Genomic DNA, 23,443 nt, shown 5'->3' with positions numbered 1-23,443 from the left:
GTTCCGTCGCAGCGGCCAGATGATTTATCGAGAAGGCCGAATTAACCGTCGCGAGACCGGAGTTGGGCGACGATCTGTTCCATCTGCGCCAACGGCACGTAACCACGCAACATTTGGTCTTCGAACACGAAGGACGGCGTGCCTGTGATTGCCAAGGCGTCTGCCAGCGCGCGGTTTTCTGCAATCACAGCGTTGACTTCGGGACCGTTCATCATGTCCGCCAATGCGTCGTGATCATATCCAAACGCATCTGAAATCCGCGCAAGGTTCGCGTCCGTGATATTACCTTGGTATTCCATCAGCGTGTTGTGGATGTCGTAATAGGCGTCGTCGCCCACGACCTGTTGTACGGCCAATGCGTAACGGGATGCCAAAACAGACTGTTCCCCTAGGATCGGCAGTTCCTTGATCACATAGCGGATATTTGTGTCGCCATCGATCAAAGCCGCGACCTCGGGGTGGGCGCGTTTGCAGTAACCGCACCGATAATCAAGGAACTCAACGACTGTGAAATCGCCGTCCGGATTGCCCCCGACGAAAGATGTATCGCTGCTGAACAATGCGTCGGCATTTTGTGCCACAAGGTTCACGTCGTTCGCCCGTGCGTCCGCAGCCTGACGATCTTCGAGAACGCCGATGGCTTCCATCAACACTTCAGGGTTTTCCAGCAAATATGCACGCACTTCGGCCCGGAACGCTGTGCGTTCTTCTGGTGTCATGTCTTGTGCGACAACAGGTGAGGCAAGGGCTGCCATTACGGCGAAAGGGGCGAAACGAAGCATAATCTGTTTTCCTTTACAGGGTCGTCACCTGAAAACCATATCGCGCACTGCGTGCCAAGTGCCATTGACGCCGCATGGCGCTTGCGTGCAAAACTCTGCCAAAATCATAAGGGGCAGCAGATGCGTCATTCAACCCGTGGTATGGTCGATCCGTTTATTGTGATGGATGTGATGGAGGCCGCACGTCAGGCCGAAGCCGCAGGGCGTCACATCATCCACATGGAGGTCGGCCAGCCCGGAACGGGTGCGCCTGCGGATGCACGTGCGCGGCTGGCGGCCGATTTGGATGACCCTCTAGGTTACACCGTGGGGCTGGGCCTGCCGGAATTGCGCGCACGGATCGCCCAACACTACCGCGACTGGTATGACGTTGATCTCGATCCGAACCGTGTCGTCATTACGTCGGGGGCCTCAGGTGCTTTCCTTTTGGCCTTTAGTGCGTTGTTTGATAACGCGGAAAAGGTCGGGCTGGGCACACCGTGTTACCCATCCTACCGGCAAATTCTAAAGGCTGTTGGTCTGACGCCTGTTGATATTGAAACGACGCTCGCGGATCGGTTCCAACCCCAGCCATCTGCAGTCGCTGACCACAATCTGGCGGGCTTGATCGTTGCATCTCCTGCGAACCCGACTGGTACGATGCTGGACAAGGGTGAACTTGCGGCTTTGGCCAAAGCCTGTACAGACAAAGGGGCGGCGTTGATATCAGACGAGATTTACCACGGGCTTGGCTATGACCGCCGCGCAGTCTCTGCGCTAGAGGTCACCAACGACGCTTATGTGATCAATTCGTTTTCCAAGTATTTCTCGATGACAGGTTGGCGCGTCGGCTGGATGATTGTGCCTGAAGATCACGTGCGGATCGTGGAACGACTGGCGCAGAATATGTTCATCTGCGCGCCGCATGCAGCCCAACGTTTGGCATTGTATTCAATGGATTGTGGTGCAGAGCTTACGCAGAATATCGACGTCTATACCGCAAACCGACAGCTGATGATCGATGGCCTGACGGCCGCAGGGTTCACCAAATTCGCGCCACCTGACGGGGCCTTCTATGTCTACGTGGATGTGTCGGATTACACTGATGATGCGCTCGCCTTTGCAGGCGAGATTTTGGATCAGGCTGGGGTTGCCGTCACGCCGGGACTCGATTTTGACCCCAGACGTGGGCACCACTGGCTGCGGTTTTCCTATGCACGTGGCACGGCAGACATCACCGAAGGCCTCGCACGGTTGTCCGCGTTTATGAAAGGACGTGCGGCATGATCCGTGTCGTGGCGGCGTTCTTGATGACGGCGGGATCCGCGTTTGCGCAAGATTTCAGTGGCTTGGCCCGCATAGATCATTCAGCCAGTGCGATCACGGACACCCGCCAAGGCATGGCGGTTAATTTACATTTGTCGCAGGTTGTACCTTACCGCGTGTTCACGCTGGATGAACCGCGTCGTCTGGTTGTCGATTTTCGCGAAATTGAGTGGACGGGTACGGACAAGACCCAGCTCGATCAGTCCGACATTGCTAGCGACATCCGCTTCGGTGCATTTCAGGCGGGGTGGTCGCGGCTGGTCGTTGATCTGTCAGAACCGGTCGTACTGAAGGCGGCAGAAATGACCGTAAATCAATTGGATAACACCGCCAAGCTCACGTTAGTTTTGCGTGATGCAGACCCAGTCGAATTTGCTGCGACCTCTGGCGCACCTGTCAGTGCGGCGTGGGATATCGCCACCGCACAACCTAGTTTGCCAGCGCCAACGCCAGAAGACGGCCCACTGACAGTGGTGCTGGATCCGGGGCATGGCGGTGTCGATCCCGGCGCAATTCAGGGCGGCGTTGTCGAAGCAAATCTGATGCTGAAACTTGCCATCGAAGTGGCGGAAGCGTTGAACAGAACAGGCCAAGTGCGGGCCATCTTGACCCGTGAATCCGACATCTTTGTTCCATTGGAAGGGCGAATGACTATTGCACGCGCCGCCAAGGCAGACCTGTTTATTTCGTTGCACGCCGACGCATTAGAGGTGGACGAAGCCCGTGGTGCGTCGATTTACACACTCAACGCCGAAGGGTCCGACCGCGCCGCTGCCCGTATGGCCGAAAGACACGAACGGGGCGATTTGCTGGCGGGTGTTGATTTGTCAGAACAAGACGACCGGGTCGCGACCGTTTTGATGGACCTCGCACGGGCCGAAACCGAACCGCAAAGCCAACGCTTTGCAGAACAAGCGGTGGCAGCGCTGCGCGACGCAGGTGCCCGTCTCAATTCAAAGCCGCGTCGCGAAGGGCGGTTGGCCGTTCTGAACGCACCTGATTTTGCGTCCGTCTTGATCGAAGTCGGTTTTTTGTCCAACGCAAATGACCGGGCGATGCTGTCCACGCCGTCGGGCCGCGCGCCTGTCGTGGAAGGGATTGTCGCAGGCGTACTAACCTGGGCCCGCGAAGAGGCCGCGCGCGCACCGCTGGTGCGCCAGTAAAACGTGATCATCGGGGCGCAAAAATAGGCGAATTCCGGCAGGTTTCCCCGTAATCGGCTTTTGACCATCACCGCAACAGCGCGTATACCAGCGGCCAACAAATCCAAAAGGATTACGGGCTTGCTGCGGTTTATCTTATCTTTCTTCGGGGGTATCTTTACGACCCTCACGTTTGGTCTTGCGATCTGTGCGCTGGGGCTGGGCGGTGTGTTCTATGCCTACGGGCGTGATCTGCCGTCTTATGACGTGCTGTCACAATACGCGCCTAAAACGATCAGCCGAATCTATTCGGGTGAAGGTAAGATCATTGATGAATTCGCGACCGAACGGCGCTTGTTCACACCAATTGAAGAAATTCCTGACATCGTAAAGCAGGCGTTCATCTCTGCGGAAGATAAGAATTTCTACGAACACCCGGGTTACGATCCGCGCGGTATGGCGTCCGCGTTTGTGGACGCAGTCAAATCACGCGGTGAAGACCTGCGTGGTGCGTCTACGATTACACAGCAGGTCGCCAAGAACTTCCTTTTGGACGGATCGCGGCGCGGTCTGGACGGGATATCACGGAAGATCAAAGAAATCATTCTGGCACCCCGGCTGGAAGAAACGCTCGGCAAAGACGGCGTTTTGGAACTGTACCTGAACGAGATCGACCTTGGTGTCCGGTCCTTTGGTGTGACGGCGGCCGCGCAAAGCTATTTTAACAAATCGCTGTCTGAACTGAACCCGGCAGAGGCCGCATTCCTCGCGGTGCATCCAAAGGCGCCGTACAGCTACCACCCAGTACGGAACCGCGAAGCTGCGCTTGATCGCCGCGCGTTTATTCTGCGCGAGATGCACGAAAACGGCTACATCACGGATGAAGAATGGGAAGTCGCGAAGGCTGACCCATTGTTAACCGTGCAGGGCGGGGATTTCCCGTCGCACTTTGATGAACGCCCGCCACGCGATTACTTTACAGACGAAATTCGTCGCCAATTGTCTGCTAACTTTGGTGAAGAAGAGTTCTTTAACGGCGGTCTGTCGATCCGCGCGACCATCGACGAAGAATTGCAAAAGGTCGCCGCAGAATCGCTGCAAATTTCGCTCGAGGACTTTGATCGCGGTCTTGGGATCTGGCGCGGCACAGGTGAATCTATTCCGGCAGAGGCATTGGTCGATGAAGCATCGTGGCGCGATGCATTGTCCGACGTCCGTGTTGCCCGCGACATTGAACTTGAAAATGAATGGTTTCCAGCTGTTGTGCTTGGGATCGAAGACCAGCAACTTCGCGTAGGTATCGAAGGCATCGCTGAAACCACAGCCGAACCACAGGTCGTCCCTCGCGACGACATCCAGTGGATGCGCGGTAATTTCTTCGACAATTTTGAAATTGGTGACGTGGTCCACGTGCGCCGCATGACCCAAGACAGCGACGGTGCATTTATCCGTTGGACGCTGCGCCAAGTGCCAGAAGTGCAGGGCGGGTTCATGGCGATGGACGTGAACACGGGCCGTGTGCTGGCGATGCAGGGCGGGTTCTCTTATCAGAACTCGGTCTTTAACCGCGCCACGCAGGCCCGTCGTCAGCCGGGGTCATCCTTCAAACCGTTCGTCTATGCTGCGGCCCTCGATTCCGGTTATTCGCCTGCGACGATCGTGGTCGATAGCCCGATCGAGATTAACACGCCGCAAGGTGTCTGGCGTCCGCAAAACTCTTCCAATCAGTTCTATGGCCCGACGCCTTTGCGCACGGGGATCGAACAGTCCCGGAACCTGATGACCATTCGTCTCGCGCAAGAGGTCGGGATGGGGACAATTGCGGAATATGCCGAACGTTTCGGCGTTTACGATAATATGAACCGCGTTCTGGCGGCGTCATTGGGGTCGGATGAAACCACGGTGTTCAAGATGGTCGCGGCCTACGCGATGTTTGCGAATGGCGGCGAACGTGTGGAGCCAACATTGGTCGACCGTGTCCAAGACCGTTACGGTGCGACTGTGTATCGTCACGACCAGCGGAACTGCGTCAACTGCACGGGCTACGAACTTGGAGCAGGCGAAGCGCCACGTATCGTGTCCAACCGCGAACGCGTGATGAACGAAATCACGGCGTACCAGTTGACCTCCATGATGCAGGGCGTTGTGGATCGCGGGACAGCCAAGCGGACGGTGAACCAATCCGTGCCAATAGCGGGTAAAACAGGGACAACGAACGACACCAAAGACGTTTGGTTCGTGGGGTTCTCATCGAACATCGTGGCCGGTTGCTACATTGGATATGACACGCCACGCACAATGCGCGGTGCGTCCGGTGGCGGGACATGTGGTCCGGTCTTTAACCGCTTCATGACCAAAGCCGTTGAACGTTTCGGCGGCGGCGCGTTCCGTGCGCCTGAAGATTGCCAATTTATCCGGATCGACCGTTTTTCTGGAGCACGTTTACCGGATGGTGCGACAGGCGACAACGTGATCGCGGAATGTTTCCGTCCGGGCGAAGAACCTGTCTTCGGGATCACATTTGACGGTGGTTTTGGCGTATCAGCCAACCTGCCGCTGTTTGAAGAAGTGCCGCGCGCGGCCCGTCAGGTCACCACATCCACTGGTGGCACTGCGACTGTGGGGCCAAAGGCGTCCTTTGGGTCACTGTCCTCTGGCGGTTTGTACTAGCACGATTGCCCGTCGCGATGCGGCGGGCTATCACCTTTTGAAATCACATTATATTTGCGGAAACGATCCATGCGCGCTGAGACACAAAACACGATTGCGGCCATTGAAAAGTCATTGGCTTTGCTCGCACAGCGGCTCGATTACGAAACAGCGCCGCACCGCTTGGAAGAATTCAACGCGCGCGTTGAGGACCCGAACCTGTGGGATGATGCGACCGCGGCCCAAAAGCTGATGCGCGATCGTCAAAATCTTGTCGACGGGATCGACAACTACGAGAAGCTGAAACAGGAACTGACCGACACGGTCGACCTGATCGAACTCGGCGAAATGGAAGACGACGCCGAAGTAGTTGCCGAAGCCGAAGCATCGCTAGGCGAACTGGCTGAACTTGCGGCCAAGAAAGAACTCGAAGCCTTGCTTGACGGCGAAGCGGACGGCAACGACACGTTCCTCGAAATTAACTCTGGCGCGGGCGGGACTGAATCCTGTGACTGGGCGTCGATGCTGGCGCGGATGTATGTCCGTTGGGCCGAACGCAAAGGGTATAAGGTCGAATTGCAATCCACGACACCGGGCGAAGAGGCGGGGATCAAATCCGCGTCCTACAAGATCAGCGGCCAGAACGCTTATGGTTGGTTGAAGTCGGAAAGCGGCGTGCACCGTCTCGTGCGGATTTCGCCGTTTGATAGCGCCGCCAAGCGGCACACGTCTTTTACATCTGTGAAGGTGTATCCGGTTGTCGACGACAATATCGAAATCGAGGTGAATCCAGCGGACATTCGTTTGGATACCTACCGGTCTTCCGGTGCTGGTGGTCAGCACGTCAACACCACCGATTCCGCAGTGCGGATTACGCACCACCCAACCGGGATCGTGGTCACGTCATCTGAAAAATCCCAACACCAAAACCGTGACATCGCGATGAAGGCACTCAAGTCGCGATTGTATCAGATCGAACTTGATAAACGTTCTGCGTTAGTTAATGAAGTTCACGAGAATGCTGGCGATGCAGGTTGGGGCAACCAAATCCGATCTTATGTTCTGCAGCCATATCAAATGGTGAAAGATCTCCGGACACGGTTTGAAACATCCGATACCCAAGGGGTTCTTGATGGTGATCTTGATGGCTTGATGGCCGCAACGCTCGCCATGGACGTATCAGGAATGAGCCGCGCCGATGCGACGGCTGAGGACTGATGTAACCGATCCAATGACCAACTTGCATGGCAGGTGGGCTTCAATGGCGGCGTAGACAACGCGAACAGCTTTATCACTGACGACGTGACTGCCATCGGCGGCGTGTCTGGCGGGGCAGGCGGTACTGCATTTTCTGGTATTACTGGAACTCTTGGTGACGCCCCTGCAGGTGACGCTACATTCGACGGTCGGTTTGCCGTGAGCGAAACGTCGGGCGCAGGACGCACCGGTCCGATTAGCTTAGTCTATGACTTGTCCGGCAACACGCTGGAAAGCGCTGCTGGCGCAGCACTTGTTGTTGACGGCGACGTTGCATCAAACGGTCAAGTAACCGGTTCGGTAACATTCGGTAGCGAAACTGCGGAATTTGAAGGCGGGTTCTACGGTGACGATGCCGTTGCTGGCGCATTCAATAACGACGCCATCGGTGGTGTCTTTTACGGCACAAACTAAACGCGATCCATTGGCGCAGCACACTCATGCGTTGCGCCAATGGGCCAAATCTTGATGCTGACGTGTAAACGATGCCCTCGCAAAGAGGGACAATCCAAGCGCGAGGCAGCAAGATGATCAGGTTCCCTATCCCACTTCTATTGACGACTTTGGCATTGAGCGCCTGTGGCGACGGGTCTAACCCGTTCAACTTCACGACTGACGTACCGGACGATGTGGCAACCTACGTCGATCCAGGCGCGGTAAACCAAGACGCCGACGGTGCCGTTTCAATTGAGCAAACCACCGGGACAATCGACATCCCCGAATTGACGTTGACGGATACTGAAATCTCAGCGTTCTCTGACGATGAAACCAGCGGGAACGCAGTGCAAAGCGCGGATATGCTTGCGATTGGTGGGATCAGCAATGGCGGGGGATTTGCTGGTATTACCGGTACAACTGCAACAACGGCCCCCGAGAGTAACGCGACATTTACCGGCAATTACGCCGTGACAAACGCAAGTGGCACCTCAACCGGCCCGCTTGAGGTGATCTACACATTCGGCAACAACACATTGGTTAGCGTTGATGGCGACGTCAGTGTTGCAGCGATTGCGAATGGAACCACACTGACCGGTAGCGTGACATATGCTGGCGAAAGCGGTGCGTTGTCCGGCGGGTTCTATCCGGAAGGCCAGCTTGCAGCGGCATTCAATGGCGAAACGATGGGTGGCGTGATCTTCGCGGCGCAGTAACGGATCGTCACATACCCACTGAAGCAACAAAAAAGGCGCCACCAGAATTGGGGCGCCTTTGTCGTGTCAGCCGTGTAAACGGCTTACTTGTTTTCTGGCATCTTCGCTTTTGGCGCTGTGCCAGCAGTGGACAATGGATCGTCCTGACGCTGCACGGAACCTTCAAAGTGGGCACCAGACTCTATAGCGATTGTCTTGTGGATGATGTCACCCTCAACACGTGCAGTCGCTGTCAGGCGGACCTTTAGGCCACGCACACGGCCAACAACGCGGCCGTTGACCACTACGTCATCAGCAACGACTTCGCCTTTCACAGTGGCACCTTCGCCAACTGTCAGCAGGTGGGCGCGGATGTCGCCGTCTACTTGACCTTCGATATTGATATCGCCAGTTGTTTTGATGTTGCCAGTGATCAAAAGGTCAGCGGACAGCGTGGACGCTGGTGGCTTCGCTTTTGGTGCGGCAGCTTTGTAATCAGCAGAGCCAGAGGATGCGGCAGGCTTTGCTGTAGCAGTGTCTGTAGCGGGCTTGTCGCCGGCGGCAGGTGCAGGTTCGTTGATTTTGCTTTTAGAAAACATCTTGTCCAGCTCTTATGTAAATCATCGGGTTAACAGGTGATCCGCCAACGCGAACCTCGTAATGCAAGTGCGGTCCGGTAGACCGTCCGGAGTTCCCCATATCACCAATCCGCTCGCCGCGCGAGACCCTTTGTCCAACTGACACGCGCATGCGGTTCAGGTGGGCATAACGGGTCTCAATACCGAACTCGTGTTGGATCTTAATCAAGCGACCATAACCGGACGACCAACCCGCAGATGTGACAACGCCGTCAGCGGTTGCATAGATAGGTGTGCCGACAGGACCTGCAAAATCAGTACCAGCGTGCAGGCGTCCCCAACGCTGACCAAAACCGGATGTCAGGCGGTAGTTCGCTTTCACTGGGATATCAAACGGGGCGCGTTCGGCTGCAATGCGGTACAGGTTGATCCGGTCCAGCTTGCCCAAAATCCCGTTCGCGCGTTCAGCATCTGGATCAGGCGTGCCGCCGCGTGTTGAGAAAGACAGCGGCATCAGTGGGCCACCTTGGCCAGAATATCCACGGCGGACTTGGGCCAGCAGGTTGTCAGGGTTCATGCCCGCAGCGCGGAACATATCATCCAGTGGTTCAACAGAAACAAGCATCGCTTCTTCCAGCTGGCGGAAGATTTCGTCGTTCTTGTCCTGCAGCAGGCGCAGTTCCAGTTCGATCTCGGAGGCACGATCAATTGCGAATTTGGCATCCTCGGCGATAAGGTCGCGTTCGGCAGATGTTTCGGCCAGCGCAGAGGCCAGCAATTCAACCGTGCCGTTTGCTTCTTCGCTGATGGCGTCAACTGCGGCAGGGTCGGTACCGTCAGCGGCAATTGTGGCCAGTTGGTCGCGTGCATCTTCACGTTCGCGCATCGTGCTACGCAGCGTGGCTTGAACAACCTCAAGACCGGTTTCCAATTCGCGGCGTTTATCTTCGGTGGCTAGCAATTCGGATTGCATGATCGAAATCTGCTCAAGCGCTGAACTAAACCGTTCCTGCGCGGCCATTGCTTCGTCAGCACGTGCGTCGCGTTCGGCAGACAAAGCGTTCAAGCGGTGCTCATAGACCATCTGGTCACGCTGGGCCTGCGCCCGAAAGTTGCCAGATCCGATGCTGTCCATCAGCAAAATCGCAGTGGCGATGATCGTCCACGCGACAACAACGATGCTGCCAGCCCAAGCGACAAGCTGTGTTTCTGGCATCAAACGAATGAAGCGCGTTTCAGAATCCGAGCGCAAGAAAAGGCGCTTCTCCGGAAAGTATTGCTCAAGCCAATGGTGAATGCGGTTAGTCAGCCGTGATCGCACGTGATGCCCTCTTGTCCCAATTCCCTACACGGCAGGCTCCCACACCCGTTGGTCCGCGTGCGATTGTGTTAGGGAATAGGTCGGCATCCCGCAACAACTTTGGCAGATAAGCAGGCGAAAACACGACATTTTCGGCGTTTTTGCGCGGGTTTCTGCCGATCTACGGTTAAGTCGGTCGTCCATCCTTGGTTAGCGGCCAGTAGAAATCCGGTGGAATACCCGCCTCGGCGCGCTTTTCTTCGTTGAATGGAGGGCGCAGATCGCTGTGGAAATACTTGCGCACAAGGGCGTGAAAGAACGGCGTTGGATCTTCTTCTTGGCGGCCACAAAGGTAGTGGAACCACTTCGATCCGTATGCCACGTGATGGACTTCCTCGGCATAGATTGTCTCAAGGGCGGCCACCGCATCGTGGGCTTTTGCCTGTTTGAAAATTTTGATCATCCCCGGTGTGACGTCCAATCCGCGGGCCTCCAGCACCATCGGCACGACGGCCAAGCGCCCGTAAAGATCGCCCTTTGTATCTTCAGCTGCACGCCACATGCCCGCATGCGCAGGCAGGGCGCCATAGTGCGATCCTTCCGCTTCAAGACAGTCGCACATCAGATTGAAATGCTTGGATTCTTCATCTGCGGCTTGGACCCAATCATCGTAGAATCCAATCGGCATTTTCACGTCCGTAAAGCGTGCAATGATGTCCCAATGCAGGTCAACGGCGTTCAGCTCAATGTGGGCCACGGCGTGCAACAATGCGATGCGGCCCTCGGGTGTGCCGGGCTTGCGGTGTGGCACATCGCGTGGGTTCAGCAGTTCTGGCGCGGCGGGACGTGCAGGCATATCCGGCGGGTTGGCATGACCAATTTCGGGCACTTCGCCCGCCGCACGTGCATCGCGCCATGCTTGCGCAAACTCGCGCGATATCGCGGTTTTTTCGCGTCCGTCAGCCGTCGTTAAGACGGTCACGGCCATCTGTGCCAGTGGCAGCATTGCGTTGTCCTTCAATTCTTTTGGCACCAATCATCCCCGCCGGAGGCCTAAATTTTCGTAGAAAATTCGGATCCTTACAGCGCGCGGACTGATTCAAGCACGGCGTCCACGTGACCCGGCACCTTCACCTTACGCCAGATCTGCGCAATCTTTCCGTCTCCGTCAATTAGGTAGGTCGCCCGTTCGATCCCCATGTATTTTTTGCCGTACATGTTTTTCTCGACCCACACACCGTAGTCTTCACAGACGGTGCCGTCTTCGTCAGACAGCAAAGGAATGCCCAGCTCGTATTTGGCGCGGAATTTTTCGTGTTTGGCGACGCTGTCTTTCGAGACACCCCAAACAACGGCACCGGCTTCTGCGAAAGCGGCAGCCTGTTCGGTAAACCCAATCGCTTCTTTTGTGCATCCGGGTGTGTCGTCTTTGGGGTAGAAGTAGACCACGACTTTCATGCCCTTGGTCTCAGACAAATCAACCATGCCACCGCCGTCGCGTGGGAGATTGATTGCGGGGGCCGGATCGCCAACAGTAAGATTTGTCATGGTTTATCCTTCGGTCTGTGCATTTAAGGTTTTGTTTTAGGGCAAGGCGCGCAAAGATAAAGCCCGGGACACAAAATGCGGCGCTTTTTCTTGGGTTCTTTCCAAGATCGCCGTAATGGGCAGTGATGAACGACGAACCACAGCTAGACGCGGTCGAAGAACCGGCGACGCGGGCAAAGCCGCCGCGCAGCGCGTGGCGTCATTGGACGCGGCATAGCGTCAAGCTCTCCGCCGTCTTGTTGCTGACGCCGCTTGTGATTGTGATGATCGTGGCCATAGCCATTCTGGATCGCGACATTACCGCACCTTCATGGATCAAATCGCGCGTAGAGGCGACAGCAGGTGACTTTCTCAGTGGTGGCGCGCTGAACTTTGGCGCAGTGACCGTCAATCTGGGCCGCGACCTGCATCCGCGAGTCACATTGCGCGATACCACATTGACCGATGCGGCAGGCACCACAGTGGCGCGCATTCCGGTCGTGCGTGGCTTGATGTCACCACGCGGTCTTGTGCTGCAAGGCGAAGCATTGATGCAGGACGTTCAGTTAAGTGGTGCGCAGATTAATTTACGCCGCAACGCAGATGGCACTGTCGCACTCGCATTTCAGACAGGCGGGCAGGACGTGGGGCAGGCGGGCAGCTTTGCCGAATTGCTGGATCAGGTGGATCAAGCGTTCGAACAGCCTGCTCTTGCCGCGCTCGAAACGATCCGCGCGGATGGATTGATCGTCAATTACCAAGATGCGCGGGCGGGTAAGGCGTGGACTGTGGATGGCGGCCAGATCAATCTGGACTTACGCGACGACCAAACCGACTTGCGCGGGGCCTTCTCGGTATTGTCTGGCGGGGCAGGTGTCACAGATCTAGCGCTGACATATAATAGTCCACGCGGCAGCCGCGCGGCAGATTTTGGCGTGAACGTCACAGATGCCTTCGCGTCCGATATCGCGGCGCAATCGGCGGCGCTAAGCTGGATGGCCGATATCAACGCCCCGATTTCGCTGACGCTTCGGACCGTTATGGATGAAGCAGGCGCACTTGGCCCACTGAATGCCACATTGGCCTTGGGACAGGGTGCGTTGCAGCCCAATGCGGCCACAGAACCGATCCGGTTCGACGCAGCCAAGGCGTATCTCAACTTTGATCCAGCCACACAGACGATCAGTTTTGATCAGATTGAGGTGAGCAGTGATTGGGGCAATCTACGCGCAAATGGTCAGGCGTTTCTGAAGGACATCGAAGATGGTCTTCCGCAATCGCTTGTTGGGCAATTCAGCTTTGCCGATACATTGTTAAACCCGCCGGGTCTGTATGAAAACGGCCTGACACTGCCCAACACGCAGGTCGATATGCGCCTGAATCTCAGTCCCTTTGCAATCGATCTCGGTCAGGTCTTTGTGCAGACCGAAACCGTTGACATCCTTAGTAAAGGCCGGTTTGCGGCAACTGATGCAGGATGGGACGTGGCTATTGACGCGGGCATCGATCAGTTCGATCAAGCGGCGTTGCTGCAGCTTTGGCCCGCGCAATCGCTTGGGAAAGTGCGCGGGTGGCTCGAACGTCAAGTTCCCTTGGCCGACTATTCCGATCTGCATTTCGCCTTTCGGAAACGTCCGGGCGCCGCCGCGCAAGTTGCAGGAAACTACGCATTTGAAAACGCGGAAATCTGGTTCCTGAATTCGATGCCACCCATTGTTGGTGCCGCGGGCCTGGGCACATTTACAGCCGACACGTTCACGACAACCTTGGATGCTGGCCATGTGGCAGCCCCTGTTGGCGGTCGGTTAGATGCGACGGGTTCGGTCCTGCATATGCCTGATCTGAAACAAGACCCGCGCCCTGCAGAACATGACATTCGCCTCAGCGGATCAATGACCGCAGTGATGTCGATGATGGACTTGCCGCCGCTCGGCTTTACGACACGTGCGAAACTGCCCGTTGATGTCGCCGACGGGCGCGTGAACGCACGGATCAATCTGCGTCATCCGATGCGGCGCGGGAATACACCTGCTGATTTTGATGTTGAAGTGACGGCTGAACTGCGCGGCATCAATTCAAACCGGCTGATCCCCAATCGTCGTCTATCGGCTGATCGCCTTTCACTGTTCGCGGATCAAACGAGGCTTGAAATTTCGGGTGCCGCGACTGTTGACGGGATCGGGATGAATGGATCTTGGGTCCAGCGCTTCGATGGAACGGGCAGTAGGCTGCAAGCTGGGCTGACTTTGTCGGAAAACACACTGCGCGCTTTCAATGTGTCTCTCCCACCGGGATCGGTGGCTGGCACGGCGCCTGCGCGGATCGACCTGCGCATACCATCGGGTCAGGCACCGCAATATACCATCTCATCTGATTTACGCGGCATGCGCGTGGCGATCCCTGCGGTGGGGTGGGCAAAAGCGCGGCAAACACCGGGAGATTTGCGGGTAACTGGACGCTTGGGTGATGCGCCACAGGTCGATGAAATCGCAATTTCCGGAGGCGGGTTAACCGCCCGCGGCGATGTCACCTTCAAGGGCGACGGGTCCTTGGACCGTGCGCGTTTTTCACAGGTGCAGGTCGGAAATTGGCTGAACGCACCGATCACGCTGCGAGGACGCGGCGAAGGCCGTCCAGTTGGTGTCGAAATCAAAGGTGGGGCAATCGATCTGCGCCGCGCCAACTTTGGCCCAAGTTCTGGCGGGGCGACGGGACCTATTTCAATCGCGCTCGACAGGTTGCAGGTGACGCAAGGGATTGCGCTGAACCGATTTGCCGGTGAGTTCACCAGCTCCGGTGGCTTTGCAGGCCAATTCACAGCAAAGATCAACGATGCAGCCAACATTCAAGGAACGGTTGCCCCGCGCAACGGGCGGTCTGCTGTACGATTGCTCAGTGACGATGCGGGCGGGGTGGCGCGTGCGACGGGTCTTTTGCGGGGGGCACGGGGCGGCACGCTTGACCTGACGCTACTGCCGACGGGCGGCGACGGGACGTTTGATGGGGCCTTGGCGATCCGTAGCCTGCGCATCCAAGATGCCCCAGCCATAGCCGCGCTTTTGGATGCCATCAGCGTTGTTGGCCTGTTGCAGCAGTTGGACGGGCAGGGCATCGCCTTTGACGAAGTCGACGCGCGGTTCCGCCTGACCCCACAGCAAGTCATCCTGACACAATCAAGCGCGGTGGGGCCGGGGCTTGGCATTTCGCTGGATGGGATTTACACGCTCGCCAGCAAACAAATGGACTTTCAGGGCGTGATTTCACCGCTCTACATCATCAACGCGATTGGGTCGATTTTCACACGCCGTGGAGAAGGTCTCATCGGGTTCAACTTTAACATCGGCGGCACAGCGGACGCACCGAGCGTCAGCGTCAATCCACTGTCCGCACTGACACCCGGCATGTTCCGCGAAATCTTTCGCCGTGCCCCGCCACAGGTTCCACAATGAAGCTTTCCGATTTCGACTTTTCGCTGCCTGATGACCGGATCGCGGTGCGGCCCGCAAAGCCGCGCACAGCCGCCAAACTGTTGTTGGCGCAAGGGGATCAGATCACAGACAAACACGTGTTCGATCTGCCTAGTATCCTGCGCCCCGGCGACCGTCTGATCCTGAACGACACAAAGGTTATTCCCGCACGCCTATCCGGCTTACGGTGGCGCGATACGGCGCAGGGACGGATGTCGGCGAAGATCGAAGTCACGCTGCTCGACCCGCAACCGAATGGCGCATGGGCCGCCTTGATCAAGCCGTTGAAAAAAGTGAAAGACGGCGAAGAGATCATCTTTTCCGACGATCTGTCAGCGACCATGATCAGCCGCGCGGACGGGCAGGGGCTTTTGCAATTCAACCTGACTGGCGATGACTTTGATGCGGCTTTGAACGCCGTCGGGGCGATGCCCTTGCCGCCCTATATCGCAGCCAAACGGCCAGCGGATGAAGCGGACAAAACCGACTATCAAACGGCATGGGCTGAAAACAAGGGCGCGGTCGCGGCCCCCACTGCGTCGCTACATTTCGATGACAAGCTGTTGAAAACGCTGGCCGATATGGGTGTCGAATTTACCAAGGTGACATTACACGTCGGCGCAGGGACCTTCCTGCCCGTGAAAGTCGACGATATTGCTGACCACAAAATGCACGCCGAACGGGGTGACGTCACAGCGCAAGCCGCGGCGGAGGTGAACGCAACCAAAGACGCAGGCGGGCGCATCATTCCCGTTGGCACCACTGCGTTACGTTTGATCGAAAGTGCAGCGAAGGACGGCCAGTTGCACGCATGGTCGGGGGCCACCGACATCTTCATCACACCAGGGTTCCAGTTCCAACTGACCGACGGGTTGATGACAAATTTCCACCTGCCGAAATCAACATTGATGATGCTGGTTTCGGCATTGATGGGTGTGGATCAGATCAAAGCGATCTACACCCACGCTCTCAATCACGACTACCGGTTCTTCTCCTACGGGGATTCATCGGTATTGCTGCCCAAGGGGTGATGCGCGACGCAGTCGAACCTGCTTCAGTCCAATGACCAATCAAATCCGGTCGCTTGTTCTGATACCGTCCAAAGCTTGCTCATCACCGCTTTGTCGTAGGCATGCGGTTCCAACGTGCCTTTGCCAACGGGTCCAACCCATTCCATGCGGCCCGTCGGTCCGTAAAGGGCGCGTTGTTCGAGACCGTCTTGGGTCGCGCACATGACTTCGGGGTAGGCTCCCTTTTCGGCAGATTGTACCAACGGAGACATTGCCATCAGCCGGAAAACCGCTCGCATGACAAGGCTTCCACTGGTCGAGATCAGCGACGTTGCAGATGACCCGGGGTGGCAGACGAAAACGTCCACTGCTTTATGCGCGGCCTTGATCCGGTCCTGCAACTCATAGGCAAACATCATCTGCGCAAGCTTGCTTTGGCTGTAGACGGGGTTCGGGCTATAGTTTTTGTCCCAGTTCATGTCATCGAACTGGATGGTTTTGATCCCCATGTTGTACCCAAGGCTGGCGACAACCACGATCCGGCCTTGCGATTTTTCAATCCGGTCAAACAGCAGGCCGCAAAGCACAAAATGCCCATAGTGGTTTGTCCCCAATTGGCTTTCGAAGCCGTCCACTGTCAGCTTTTGGGTTGGAACCTGTGCAATTGCCGCGTTACAGATCAACGCGTCAATCTGGGGGGCGATATCGAGCAGTTTTGCGGCGGCGCTACGGACGCTTGCCTGCTCTGCCAAATCCATTTGAACAAAACCGACATCGGCATTCGCCCCGAATTCCTGTTTCAGATCATCGATTGCCTTCATGGATTTTCCAGCGCTGCGGTTCAGCATCACAACCTTCGCGCCCTTAGATAGAAAAATCCGTGCGGCTTGAAATCCGGTTCCAGCGTTCGCACCGGTGATGACGTAGGTCTTGCCAGTCAGTGACCCAAGCTTTTCCGGTGTCCAGCCCTGCTGGCCAAATTGCGTGTCAGTCATATCAAATTCCTCGTGCTGTCGCGAAGCAGTGTCGCGTTTGGTGTTCCTTTGCTGTGATTGTAGATAAGTGTCGGTGTCGTACGTAAATAGTCTGTATCATCTCGAATACTTGCCTAATCGTCTCAAGTCATTGCATATGCGCGCGACGCCTTGCTAGGGTGGCGCCATGAAACAAGACCAGATCAAAGATATCATCAACCGTCAGATGACGACGGATGGATTGATTCAAAGCGGCATTGCCGGGGTAAAGCTGTTCCGCGTGTCGGACCCTGTGCCATGCGTTCCTGCGGTATACGAACCCAGCATCGTGATCATTGCATCTGGCGCGAAAGAAGCGGTGCTGGACGGCCATCGCTACGTCTATGATCGTCTACAATACATGGTTTGCCCCATGTCGATGCCGGTCGAAGCAGGGACGCCTCAGGCATCGCATGACGATCCTCTGGTAGGTGTTTACATATCGCTTGATCCACGCATCATGGGGGAACTCGCACGCGAAATGGAGGACGCAGGTGGCGGTTTGATACCTTCGCGACAGGTCCCTGTTTCGCAAGGGATCAGGCTCGCGCAGTGGGATGACGCATTTGCGGATGCTTTGATGCGGCTACTCGCGCTCGTGGGAAACGAAACGGATCAGGCGGTGCTGGGTCAGTCGCGGCTGCGCGAATTGCTTTATGCGGTTTTGAAAGGCGAAGCAGGGTATGTCGCGCGACAGGCGTTTGGCGTCGGCAATGCAATTGCGCGTTCTATTTCGCATGTTTCTACACACCTCAGGGAACCCATTTCGATTGATGATATGGCCGCGCGTGCGGGGATGAGCCGTGCCGTTTTTCACCGCAAATTTAAGAACGCGACGACAATGTCTCCAATCCAGTTTGTAAAATCGATGCGCTTGAATAATGCGGCTATGAAGATTGCGGGTGGCATGACGGTGAATGAAGCAGCCCTTGATGTCGGTTATGTCAGTCCATCGCAATTTAGCCGCGAATTCAAACGCTTGTATGGGCAATCACCGCGGCAATGGGGTGATGCGCAACACCCCGCATTTACCCTAAACTAGGCGAAATCGCGAGCGCGCTGAATCGAAATTCTGCGTGCAACCCCAGCATGAAACAGGGAACTTTATGCTGCGTTAGCAAAATGTCGCTAGTGGTGTCGTTTTCAGACTAGACCCACCGGATTCTCGGGCTTAGGCGCGGCGGTAAGCCGACCCGTAAGGAGATCAACATGGTACAGGTGTTTTTTGCGTCTTGGGCATTGTTCCTAGGCATGTTTATGTTGATGATCGGCAACGGCCTGCAAGGGACGCTGTTGGGTCTGCGCGGAGAAGTCGAAGGCTTTTCAACGCTCGAAATTTCGGTCGTCATGTCGGCCTATTTCTTGGGCTTTCTCGGCGGGTCGCGGTTCACCCCTAAGATGATCGGCAAGGTCGGGCATGTCCGTGTCTTTGCGGCGTTGGCATCCACGATTTCAGCCGTTTTGATCGCATATCCAGTCCTGACCGAACCTTGGGCATGGATTTTGGGCCGCACAGTGATCGGTTTCTGTTTTTGCGGCGTGTATATCACCGCCGAAAGCTGGCTGAACGATTCATCCGAGAACGAAAACCGTGGCCAAGCGCTGTCGATCTACATGATCGTTCAAATGGCGGGCATCGTTTCGGCGCAATACCTTGTGACCTTGGGCGATATCAGCGGATATGTTCTGTTTATCGTGGCCTCAATGCTCGTTTCATTGGCTTTTGCACCAATTCTATTGAGCGCGGGACGTATCCCCGAATTCGGCACAGCCAAACCCATGAGCATCAAGCAATTGATCAAGACTTCGCCATTAGGCAGCGTCGGGATGTTCCTGTTGGGCGGGGTGTTTGCGGCCCAATTCGGTATGTCGGCTGTCTATGGTCAGCGCGTGGGGCTGACGGTTGGGCAAATCTCGGTCTTCATATCCGCGATTTATATCTCCGCGCTCGTTTTCCAATATCCAATCGGTTGGCTATCGGACCGGATTGATCGTCGAATCCTGATTGTGGGTCTTGGCGCATTCGGGGCAGGTGGCTGTCTTGTGGCCTATGGCGCGGGTGCGATCGTGGAAGACAGCTTTATCGCGATCGTAATCGGCGGCGTTATCATGGGCGGGACATCCAATCCGCTCTATGCGCTGCTGATCGCCTACACCAATGACTACCTCGAAAAAGAAGACATGGCTGGCGCGTCTGGCGGATTGTTGTTCGTCAATGGGGTGGGTGCTGTGTCGGGTCCGTTGATCTTGGGTTGGATGATGGATCAGGTTGGGCCCGGTGGATACTGGATGTTCCTTTTGGTGCTGATGGCGGGCATCGCTCTCTACGCCTTGTTCCGGATGACGCAACGCGAACGCGATATCGAATATGACAACGTACCATACGCGCCGATTTCTGCGGCAGGTACTGCTGTGATCGCCGAGGTCGCACAAGAGGTCTACATCGAAGCGGAAGAAGAAGTCATTGCCGAAGCGGAAGCAGAAGCAGATGATGAAGCGAACGCTGATCAGGAGACTTCAGATGACACAGATCGCGACACCAATTGATGTCCGGACCTATTGGCTTGAAACGTTAAAGCCAAAGGATTGGTATATCGCCAATGATGCCGTCGACGCGGACATTACCCAGCGGTTTCAAGAAACGTGGCGTGTGGCGCGTGATGGCGGTTGTCAGAACTGGCTAGACACGCCCGATGACCTGCTCAGCTACCTGATCCTTTGCGACCAATTTCCGCGCAATATGTTTCGTGGCAGCGGGGACGCTTTTGCGACGGATGCGGCCAGTCGGGATGCAACACGTCTGGCGCTATCGCGGGGCTGGGATATGAAAATCACCGAACCCGCACGGCAATTCATTTACATGCCACTGATGCATTCCGAAGACCTTGGCGATCATGACCTCGCGATTGAACTGTTTGCGACGCGGATGCCTGAAACCGGTGCAAACAACCACGATCACTGCTTAGCCCATCGCAATATCATCGCGGAATTCGGGCGGTTCCCATATCGTAACGCGGCCTTAGGACGCGAAACCACCTCGGCTGAACAGGCATTTCTTGATGCGGGCGGCTACGGTTTTGCGCTGCGTCAGGTTCAGGGCGCAGCGGCAAAATAATTCGAATTTGAACCAATGCAGAAACATTAAGAAGATATTTTCTTCCCTCGGTGATGGTGTGCCAAACGAGCAGGGAAGTACGAATGAAACAGGATCCGATTGCGAAAAAAGATTCGCATGTGAAAGTCGACCAAAAGAAAACCAAAGCGCACGCTTCGGAACCAAGCACGGCCCGCTTGATCATGGATGCGCTTGAACAATGCGTCATTTATTGGTCTGCGACAGGTATCTGCGAACTTCACAACCGACGTACTTTCGAGGTTCTTGAACTTGAACCCAAACACATCGGTGAAGGCACACCGCTCGAAGAATTCCTGACGATGGGGCGGGATCGTGGGGAGTTTTCGACGGCAAAGCTCCGCGAACTTCTGGATATGTTTCAGCTCACGCGGCCTTTCCAGTATGACTGTCAGATGCCGTCGGGACGGGTCGTCGCGGCCAAAGTGCGCCCGATGCGCGGTGGTGGGCATGTTGTAACGCTAAGCGATGTGACCGAAGCACGCCGCGCAGTTGCCGCCTTGAACGTCGCAAAAGCGGAAGCGGAAAAAGCAGAACGCAAAGCATCTGAGGTTTTAGAAGACGAACGCGCGCGGCAGCGCGAAGCGTCGTTGCTGGCCCAGATGGATGAATGGTTGCAGTCATGTAAGTCACTGAAAGAACTGTTCGATATCGTCACGACTTTCATGTGCAAGGTTCTACCTGGCACCCGCGGTCAGTTGTTCATTTATTCCAATTCACGTGATGTTTTGGAAGTCGCCTGCGCATGGAATTGCGGATCGGACCAAGACAATGTCGCTCCGGACAGCTGCTGGGCCTTACGGCGTGGCCGGTCGTATACCTACGACCCCGAAGAGCTTTGTTTTGTGTGTGATCATGTGAAGGACGCACATAATAAGGAAAAAAAGACGGGCATCTATCTATGTGTGCCGATTGTGGCGCATGGGGATACCGTCGGACTGCTGCATCTCGAATTTGTGGATGAAAGCCGTAACCCCGGCGTCATTGACGCACCTGCATTTATCACCCGATGTGGCGAACATATTTCAATGGCGATTGCTAATGTGAAATTGCGCGACGAATTACAGGATCAGTCGACACGCGACTCGCTCACAGGTCTTTATAACAGGCGCTACTTTATGAACGCGCTTAGCCGCGAATTGGCGCAAACTGCATCGCGCCAAGGAAATTTTGCCCTGTTGTCGGTCGATGCGGACAAGTTCAAGAACTTTAACGACGAACATGGCCATGATGCTGGCGACGTCGTGTTGGAAGCCATTGCCGAAAAAATGCTCGCACTGGATGCGGACGGGGCAGTGGTTTGCCGTGTCGGCGGGGAAGAGTTTTCGATCCTTTTGCCAGCAACGGACCGGACCCGCGCCAGCGAAATTGCCGAAGAACTGCGCGCATCCATCGCGGAAATGCGTGTCAAATACGTCGGTGGGCCATTACCCAAAGTGACGATTTCTGCCGGCATCGCAATTTATCCAACACATGGAACGCAGGCTAAAGAACTGATAAAGGCTGCAGATACAGCACTTTACGCTGCGAAAAAGGATGGCCGGGACAAGTGGAAAATCGCCGAAGGTGACGGCATGATCGAGTTTTGACGCAATGCGATAGCTGCTATGACGTCAGGTCACTAGAGGTCCCCGAGAAATTAGTTTAACGTCAAACTAATTTCACTCTGGAGGAGATTCCAATGGCCGCACAGACGTTTGACTTGATTGTAATTGGTGCAGGACCGGGCGGTTATGTTGCCGCGATCCGGGGCGCACAGCTTGGCATGAAAGTCGCCATCGTTGAGCGTGAAAACCTCGGGGGCATCTGCCTCAACTGGGGCTGTATCCCTACGAAGGCCATGTTGCGGTCCTCGGAAGTCTTCCATCTGATGCACCGCGCTAAGGAATTTGGCCTGAAAGCAAGCGGCGTCGATTACGATCTGGATGCGGTGGTCAAACGGTCGCGCACGGTGGCGGGGCAGTTGTCTGGGGGCGTGGCGCACCTGATGAAGAAGAACAAGGTGACTGTCTTTATGGGCGAAGCGACCTTGCCCGCGAAAGGCAAAGTGTCCGTCAAAACCGATAAAGGCACAGAAGAACTTACCGCAAAGAACATAGTGTTGGCGACCGGCGCACGCGCCCGCGAATTGCCTGGCCTCGAAGCGGATGGTGACTTGGTCTGGACATACCGCCACGCGTTGACGCCGCCACGCATGCCGAAAAAGCTACTTGTGATCGGGTCCGGTGCGATCGGGATTGAATTCGCCAGCTTCTATAACACGCTTGGCACCGACACGACCGTGGTCGAAGTGATGGACCGCGTACTGCCCGTCGAAGACGCTGAAATCTCAGCCTTCGCGAAAAAGCAATTCGTCAAACAAGGCATGAAAATCATGGAGAAATCCATGGTCAAACAGCTTGATCGAGGTAAAGGCAAGGTCACCGCGCATATCGAAGCCAACGGAAAAGTCGAAAAGATCGAATTCGACACTGTCATCTCTGCGGTTGGGATCGTCGGTAACGTGGAAAATCTTGGTCTTGAAGAACTGGGCGTCAAGATTGACCGTACCCATGTCGTGACCGATGAATTCTGTCGGACCGGCGTTGAAGGGCTTTATGCCATCGGCGATATCGCGGGCGCGCCATGGTTGGCGCACAAGGCATCCCACGAAGGTGTCATGGTCGCCGATTTGATCGCTGGCAAGCACGCACATCCGGTCAAGCCAGAATCCATTGCGGGCTGCACCTATTGCCATCCGCAGGTCGCATCGGTCGGGTACACCGAAGCCAAGGCGAAAGAGCTGGGCTTTGATGTCAAAGTCGGGCGTTTCCCATTCATCGGCAACGGCAAAGCGATTGCATTGGGTGAACCAGAAGGCATGATCAAAACGGTGTTCGACGCAAAAACCGGCGAACTTTTGGGCGCGCACATGGTTGGCGCTGAAGTGACCGAACTGATTCAAGGCTATGTCGTTGGACGCCAGTTGGAAACAACCGAGGAAGACCTGATGAACACCGTCTTCCCACATCCAACGCTGTCAGAAATGATGCACGAAAGCGTTCTAGACGCCTACGACCGCGTCATTCACATGTAGGTTTCACGGCTCAAAACTGTCTAAATGAAAGGCCCCGCAAACACGCGTTGGCAGGGCCTTTTTGTTATCTATTT

19 protein-coding genes are annotated in these 23,443 nt (G+C 55.9%); 13 read left to right on the top strand and 6 right to left on the bottom strand.

Annotated features, from left to right (window positions below):
* Positions 1 to 41 precede the first annotated feature (41 nt).
* Positions 42 to 782: a DsbA family protein gene (locus AC0L7R_RS10695; RefSeq protein WP_473656867.1), complete on the bottom strand. Its 741-nt coding sequence runs from the start codon at positions 780 to 782 to the stop codon at positions 42 to 44.
* Between the two features lie 120 nt (positions 783 to 902).
* On the opposite strand from AC0L7R_RS10695, the gene AC0L7R_RS10690 reads away from it, so the two are divergent.
* From AC0L7R_RS10690 to AC0L7R_RS10665, 6 genes are all read left to right on the top strand, one after another.
* A complete protein-coding gene (locus AC0L7R_RS10690; protein WP_473656865.1) occupies positions 903 to 2,048 on the top strand; it encodes an aminotransferase class I/II-fold pyridoxal phosphate-dependent enzyme in 1,146 nt (381 codons plus the stop codon).
* Positions 2,045 to 3,250, top strand: a complete 1,206-nt coding sequence (locus tag AC0L7R_RS10685) for an N-acetylmuramoyl-L-alanine amidase (protein ID WP_473656864.1) — start codon at positions 2,045 to 2,047, stop codon at positions 3,248 to 3,250. Before AC0L7R_RS10690 ends, AC0L7R_RS10685 begins: the two co-directional genes overlap by 4 nt.
* A gap of 120 nt (positions 3,251 to 3,370) precedes the next feature.
* Complete coding sequence (locus AC0L7R_RS10680; protein WP_473656863.1) at positions 3,371 to 5,899, top strand: PBP1A family penicillin-binding protein; 2,529 nt, start codon at positions 3,371 to 3,373, stop codon at positions 5,897 to 5,899.
* A 69-nt stretch (positions 5,900 to 5,968) separates the two neighbouring features.
* Complete coding sequence (gene prfB / locus AC0L7R_RS10675; RefSeq protein ID WP_473656861.1) at positions 5,969 to 7,096, top strand: peptide chain release factor 2; 1,128 nt, start codon at positions 5,969 to 5,971, stop codon at positions 7,094 to 7,096.
* A 33-nt stretch (positions 7,097 to 7,129) separates the two neighbouring features.
* Positions 7,130 to 7,549 carry a hypothetical protein gene (locus AC0L7R_RS10670; RefSeq protein ID WP_473656860.1) on the top strand — a complete coding sequence of 140 codons (420 nt, stop codon included), beginning with the start codon at positions 7,130 to 7,132 and terminating at the stop codon, positions 7,547 to 7,549.
* Between the two features lie 113 nt (positions 7,550 to 7,662).
* On the top strand, positions 7,663 to 8,286 hold the full coding sequence (locus AC0L7R_RS10665; protein WP_473656859.1) for a hypothetical protein: 624 nt from the start codon (positions 7,663 to 7,665) through the stop codon (positions 8,284 to 8,286).
* An 83-nt stretch (positions 8,287 to 8,369) separates the two neighbouring features.
* On the opposite strand, the gene AC0L7R_RS10660 is transcribed toward AC0L7R_RS10665, so the two are convergent.
* From AC0L7R_RS10660 to bcp, 4 genes are all read right to left on the bottom strand, one after another.
* Positions 8,370 to 8,864, bottom strand: coding sequence for a polymer-forming cytoskeletal protein (locus AC0L7R_RS10660; protein WP_473656858.1), 495 nt, complete (start codon positions 8,862 to 8,864; stop codon positions 8,370 to 8,372).
* A complete protein-coding gene (locus tag AC0L7R_RS10655) occupies positions 8,854 to 10,164 on the bottom strand; it encodes a DUF5930 domain-containing protein (RefSeq protein WP_473656857.1) in 1,311 nt (436 codons plus the stop codon). Before AC0L7R_RS10655 ends, AC0L7R_RS10660 begins: the two co-directional genes overlap by 11 nt.
* Positions 10,165 to 10,330: 166 nt before the next feature.
* A complete protein-coding gene (locus AC0L7R_RS10650; protein WP_473656856.1) occupies positions 10,331 to 11,149 on the bottom strand; it encodes a DUF455 family protein in 819 nt (272 codons plus the stop codon).
* A gap of 74 nt (positions 11,150 to 11,223) precedes the next feature.
* Positions 11,224 to 11,691, bottom strand: a complete 468-nt coding sequence (gene bcp / locus AC0L7R_RS10645) for a thioredoxin-dependent thiol peroxidase (RefSeq protein WP_473656855.1) — start codon at positions 11,689 to 11,691, stop codon at positions 11,224 to 11,226.
* 125 nt (positions 11,692 to 11,816) lie between these two features.
* On the opposite strand from bcp, the gene AC0L7R_RS10640 reads away from it, so the two are divergent.
* Both AC0L7R_RS10640 and queA read left to right on the top strand, forming a co-directional pair.
* Positions 11,817 to 15,119, top strand: coding sequence for a YhdP family protein (locus AC0L7R_RS10640; protein WP_473656853.1), 3,303 nt, complete (start codon positions 11,817 to 11,819; stop codon positions 15,117 to 15,119).
* Positions 15,116 to 16,168, top strand: a complete 1,053-nt coding sequence (queA, locus tag AC0L7R_RS10635; RefSeq protein WP_473656852.1) for a tRNA preQ1(34) S-adenosylmethionine ribosyltransferase-isomerase QueA — start codon at positions 15,116 to 15,118, stop codon at positions 16,166 to 16,168. Before AC0L7R_RS10640 ends, queA begins: the two co-directional genes overlap by 4 nt.
* 23 nt (positions 16,169 to 16,191) lie before the next feature.
* Here queA and AC0L7R_RS10630 read toward each other — a convergent pair whose 3' ends face one another.
* Positions 16,192 to 17,142 (bottom strand): SDR family NAD(P)-dependent oxidoreductase, encoded by a 951-nt coding sequence (locus AC0L7R_RS10630; protein ID WP_473656851.1) that lies wholly within the window; start codon positions 17,140 to 17,142, stop codon positions 16,192 to 16,194.
* Between the two features lie 166 nt (positions 17,143 to 17,308).
* On the opposite strand from AC0L7R_RS10630, the gene AC0L7R_RS10625 reads away from it, so the two are divergent.
* The 5 genes from AC0L7R_RS10625 (at position 17,309) to lpdA (ending at position 23,369) form a co-directional block, all read left to right on the top strand.
* On the top strand, positions 17,309 to 18,202 hold the full coding sequence (locus AC0L7R_RS10625; protein WP_473656849.1) for an AraC family transcriptional regulator N-terminal domain-containing protein: 894 nt from the start codon (positions 17,309 to 17,311) through the stop codon (positions 18,200 to 18,202).
* Positions 18,203 to 18,369: 167 nt separating this feature from the next.
* Positions 18,370 to 19,707 (top strand): MFS transporter, encoded by a 1,338-nt coding sequence (locus tag AC0L7R_RS10620; RefSeq protein WP_473656848.1) that lies wholly within the window; start codon positions 18,370 to 18,372, stop codon positions 19,705 to 19,707.
* Positions 19,682 to 20,275, top strand: a complete 594-nt coding sequence (locus AC0L7R_RS10615) for a DUF924 family protein (protein ID WP_473656847.1) — start codon at positions 19,682 to 19,684, stop codon at positions 20,273 to 20,275. Before AC0L7R_RS10620 ends, AC0L7R_RS10615 begins: the two co-directional genes overlap by 26 nt.
* Positions 20,276 to 20,358: 83 nt before the next feature.
* Entirely contained in the window at positions 20,359 to 21,882 is a 1,524-nt protein-coding gene (locus AC0L7R_RS10610; protein ID WP_473656846.1) for a diguanylate cyclase, read from the top strand.
* 92 nt (positions 21,883 to 21,974) lie between these two features.
* Positions 21,975 to 23,369, top strand: coding sequence for a dihydrolipoyl dehydrogenase (lpdA, locus tag AC0L7R_RS10605; RefSeq protein ID WP_473656845.1), 1,395 nt, complete (start codon positions 21,975 to 21,977; stop codon positions 23,367 to 23,369).
* The last annotated feature ends 74 nt before the right edge of the window (positions 23,370 to 23,443 follow it).

The sequence above is a fragment of the Yoonia sp. D2-7 genome, assembly GCF_055809435.1.
The sequence above is the reverse complement of the archived record's forward strand: the minus strand, read 5'-3'. Positions and strand labels throughout refer to the sequence as shown.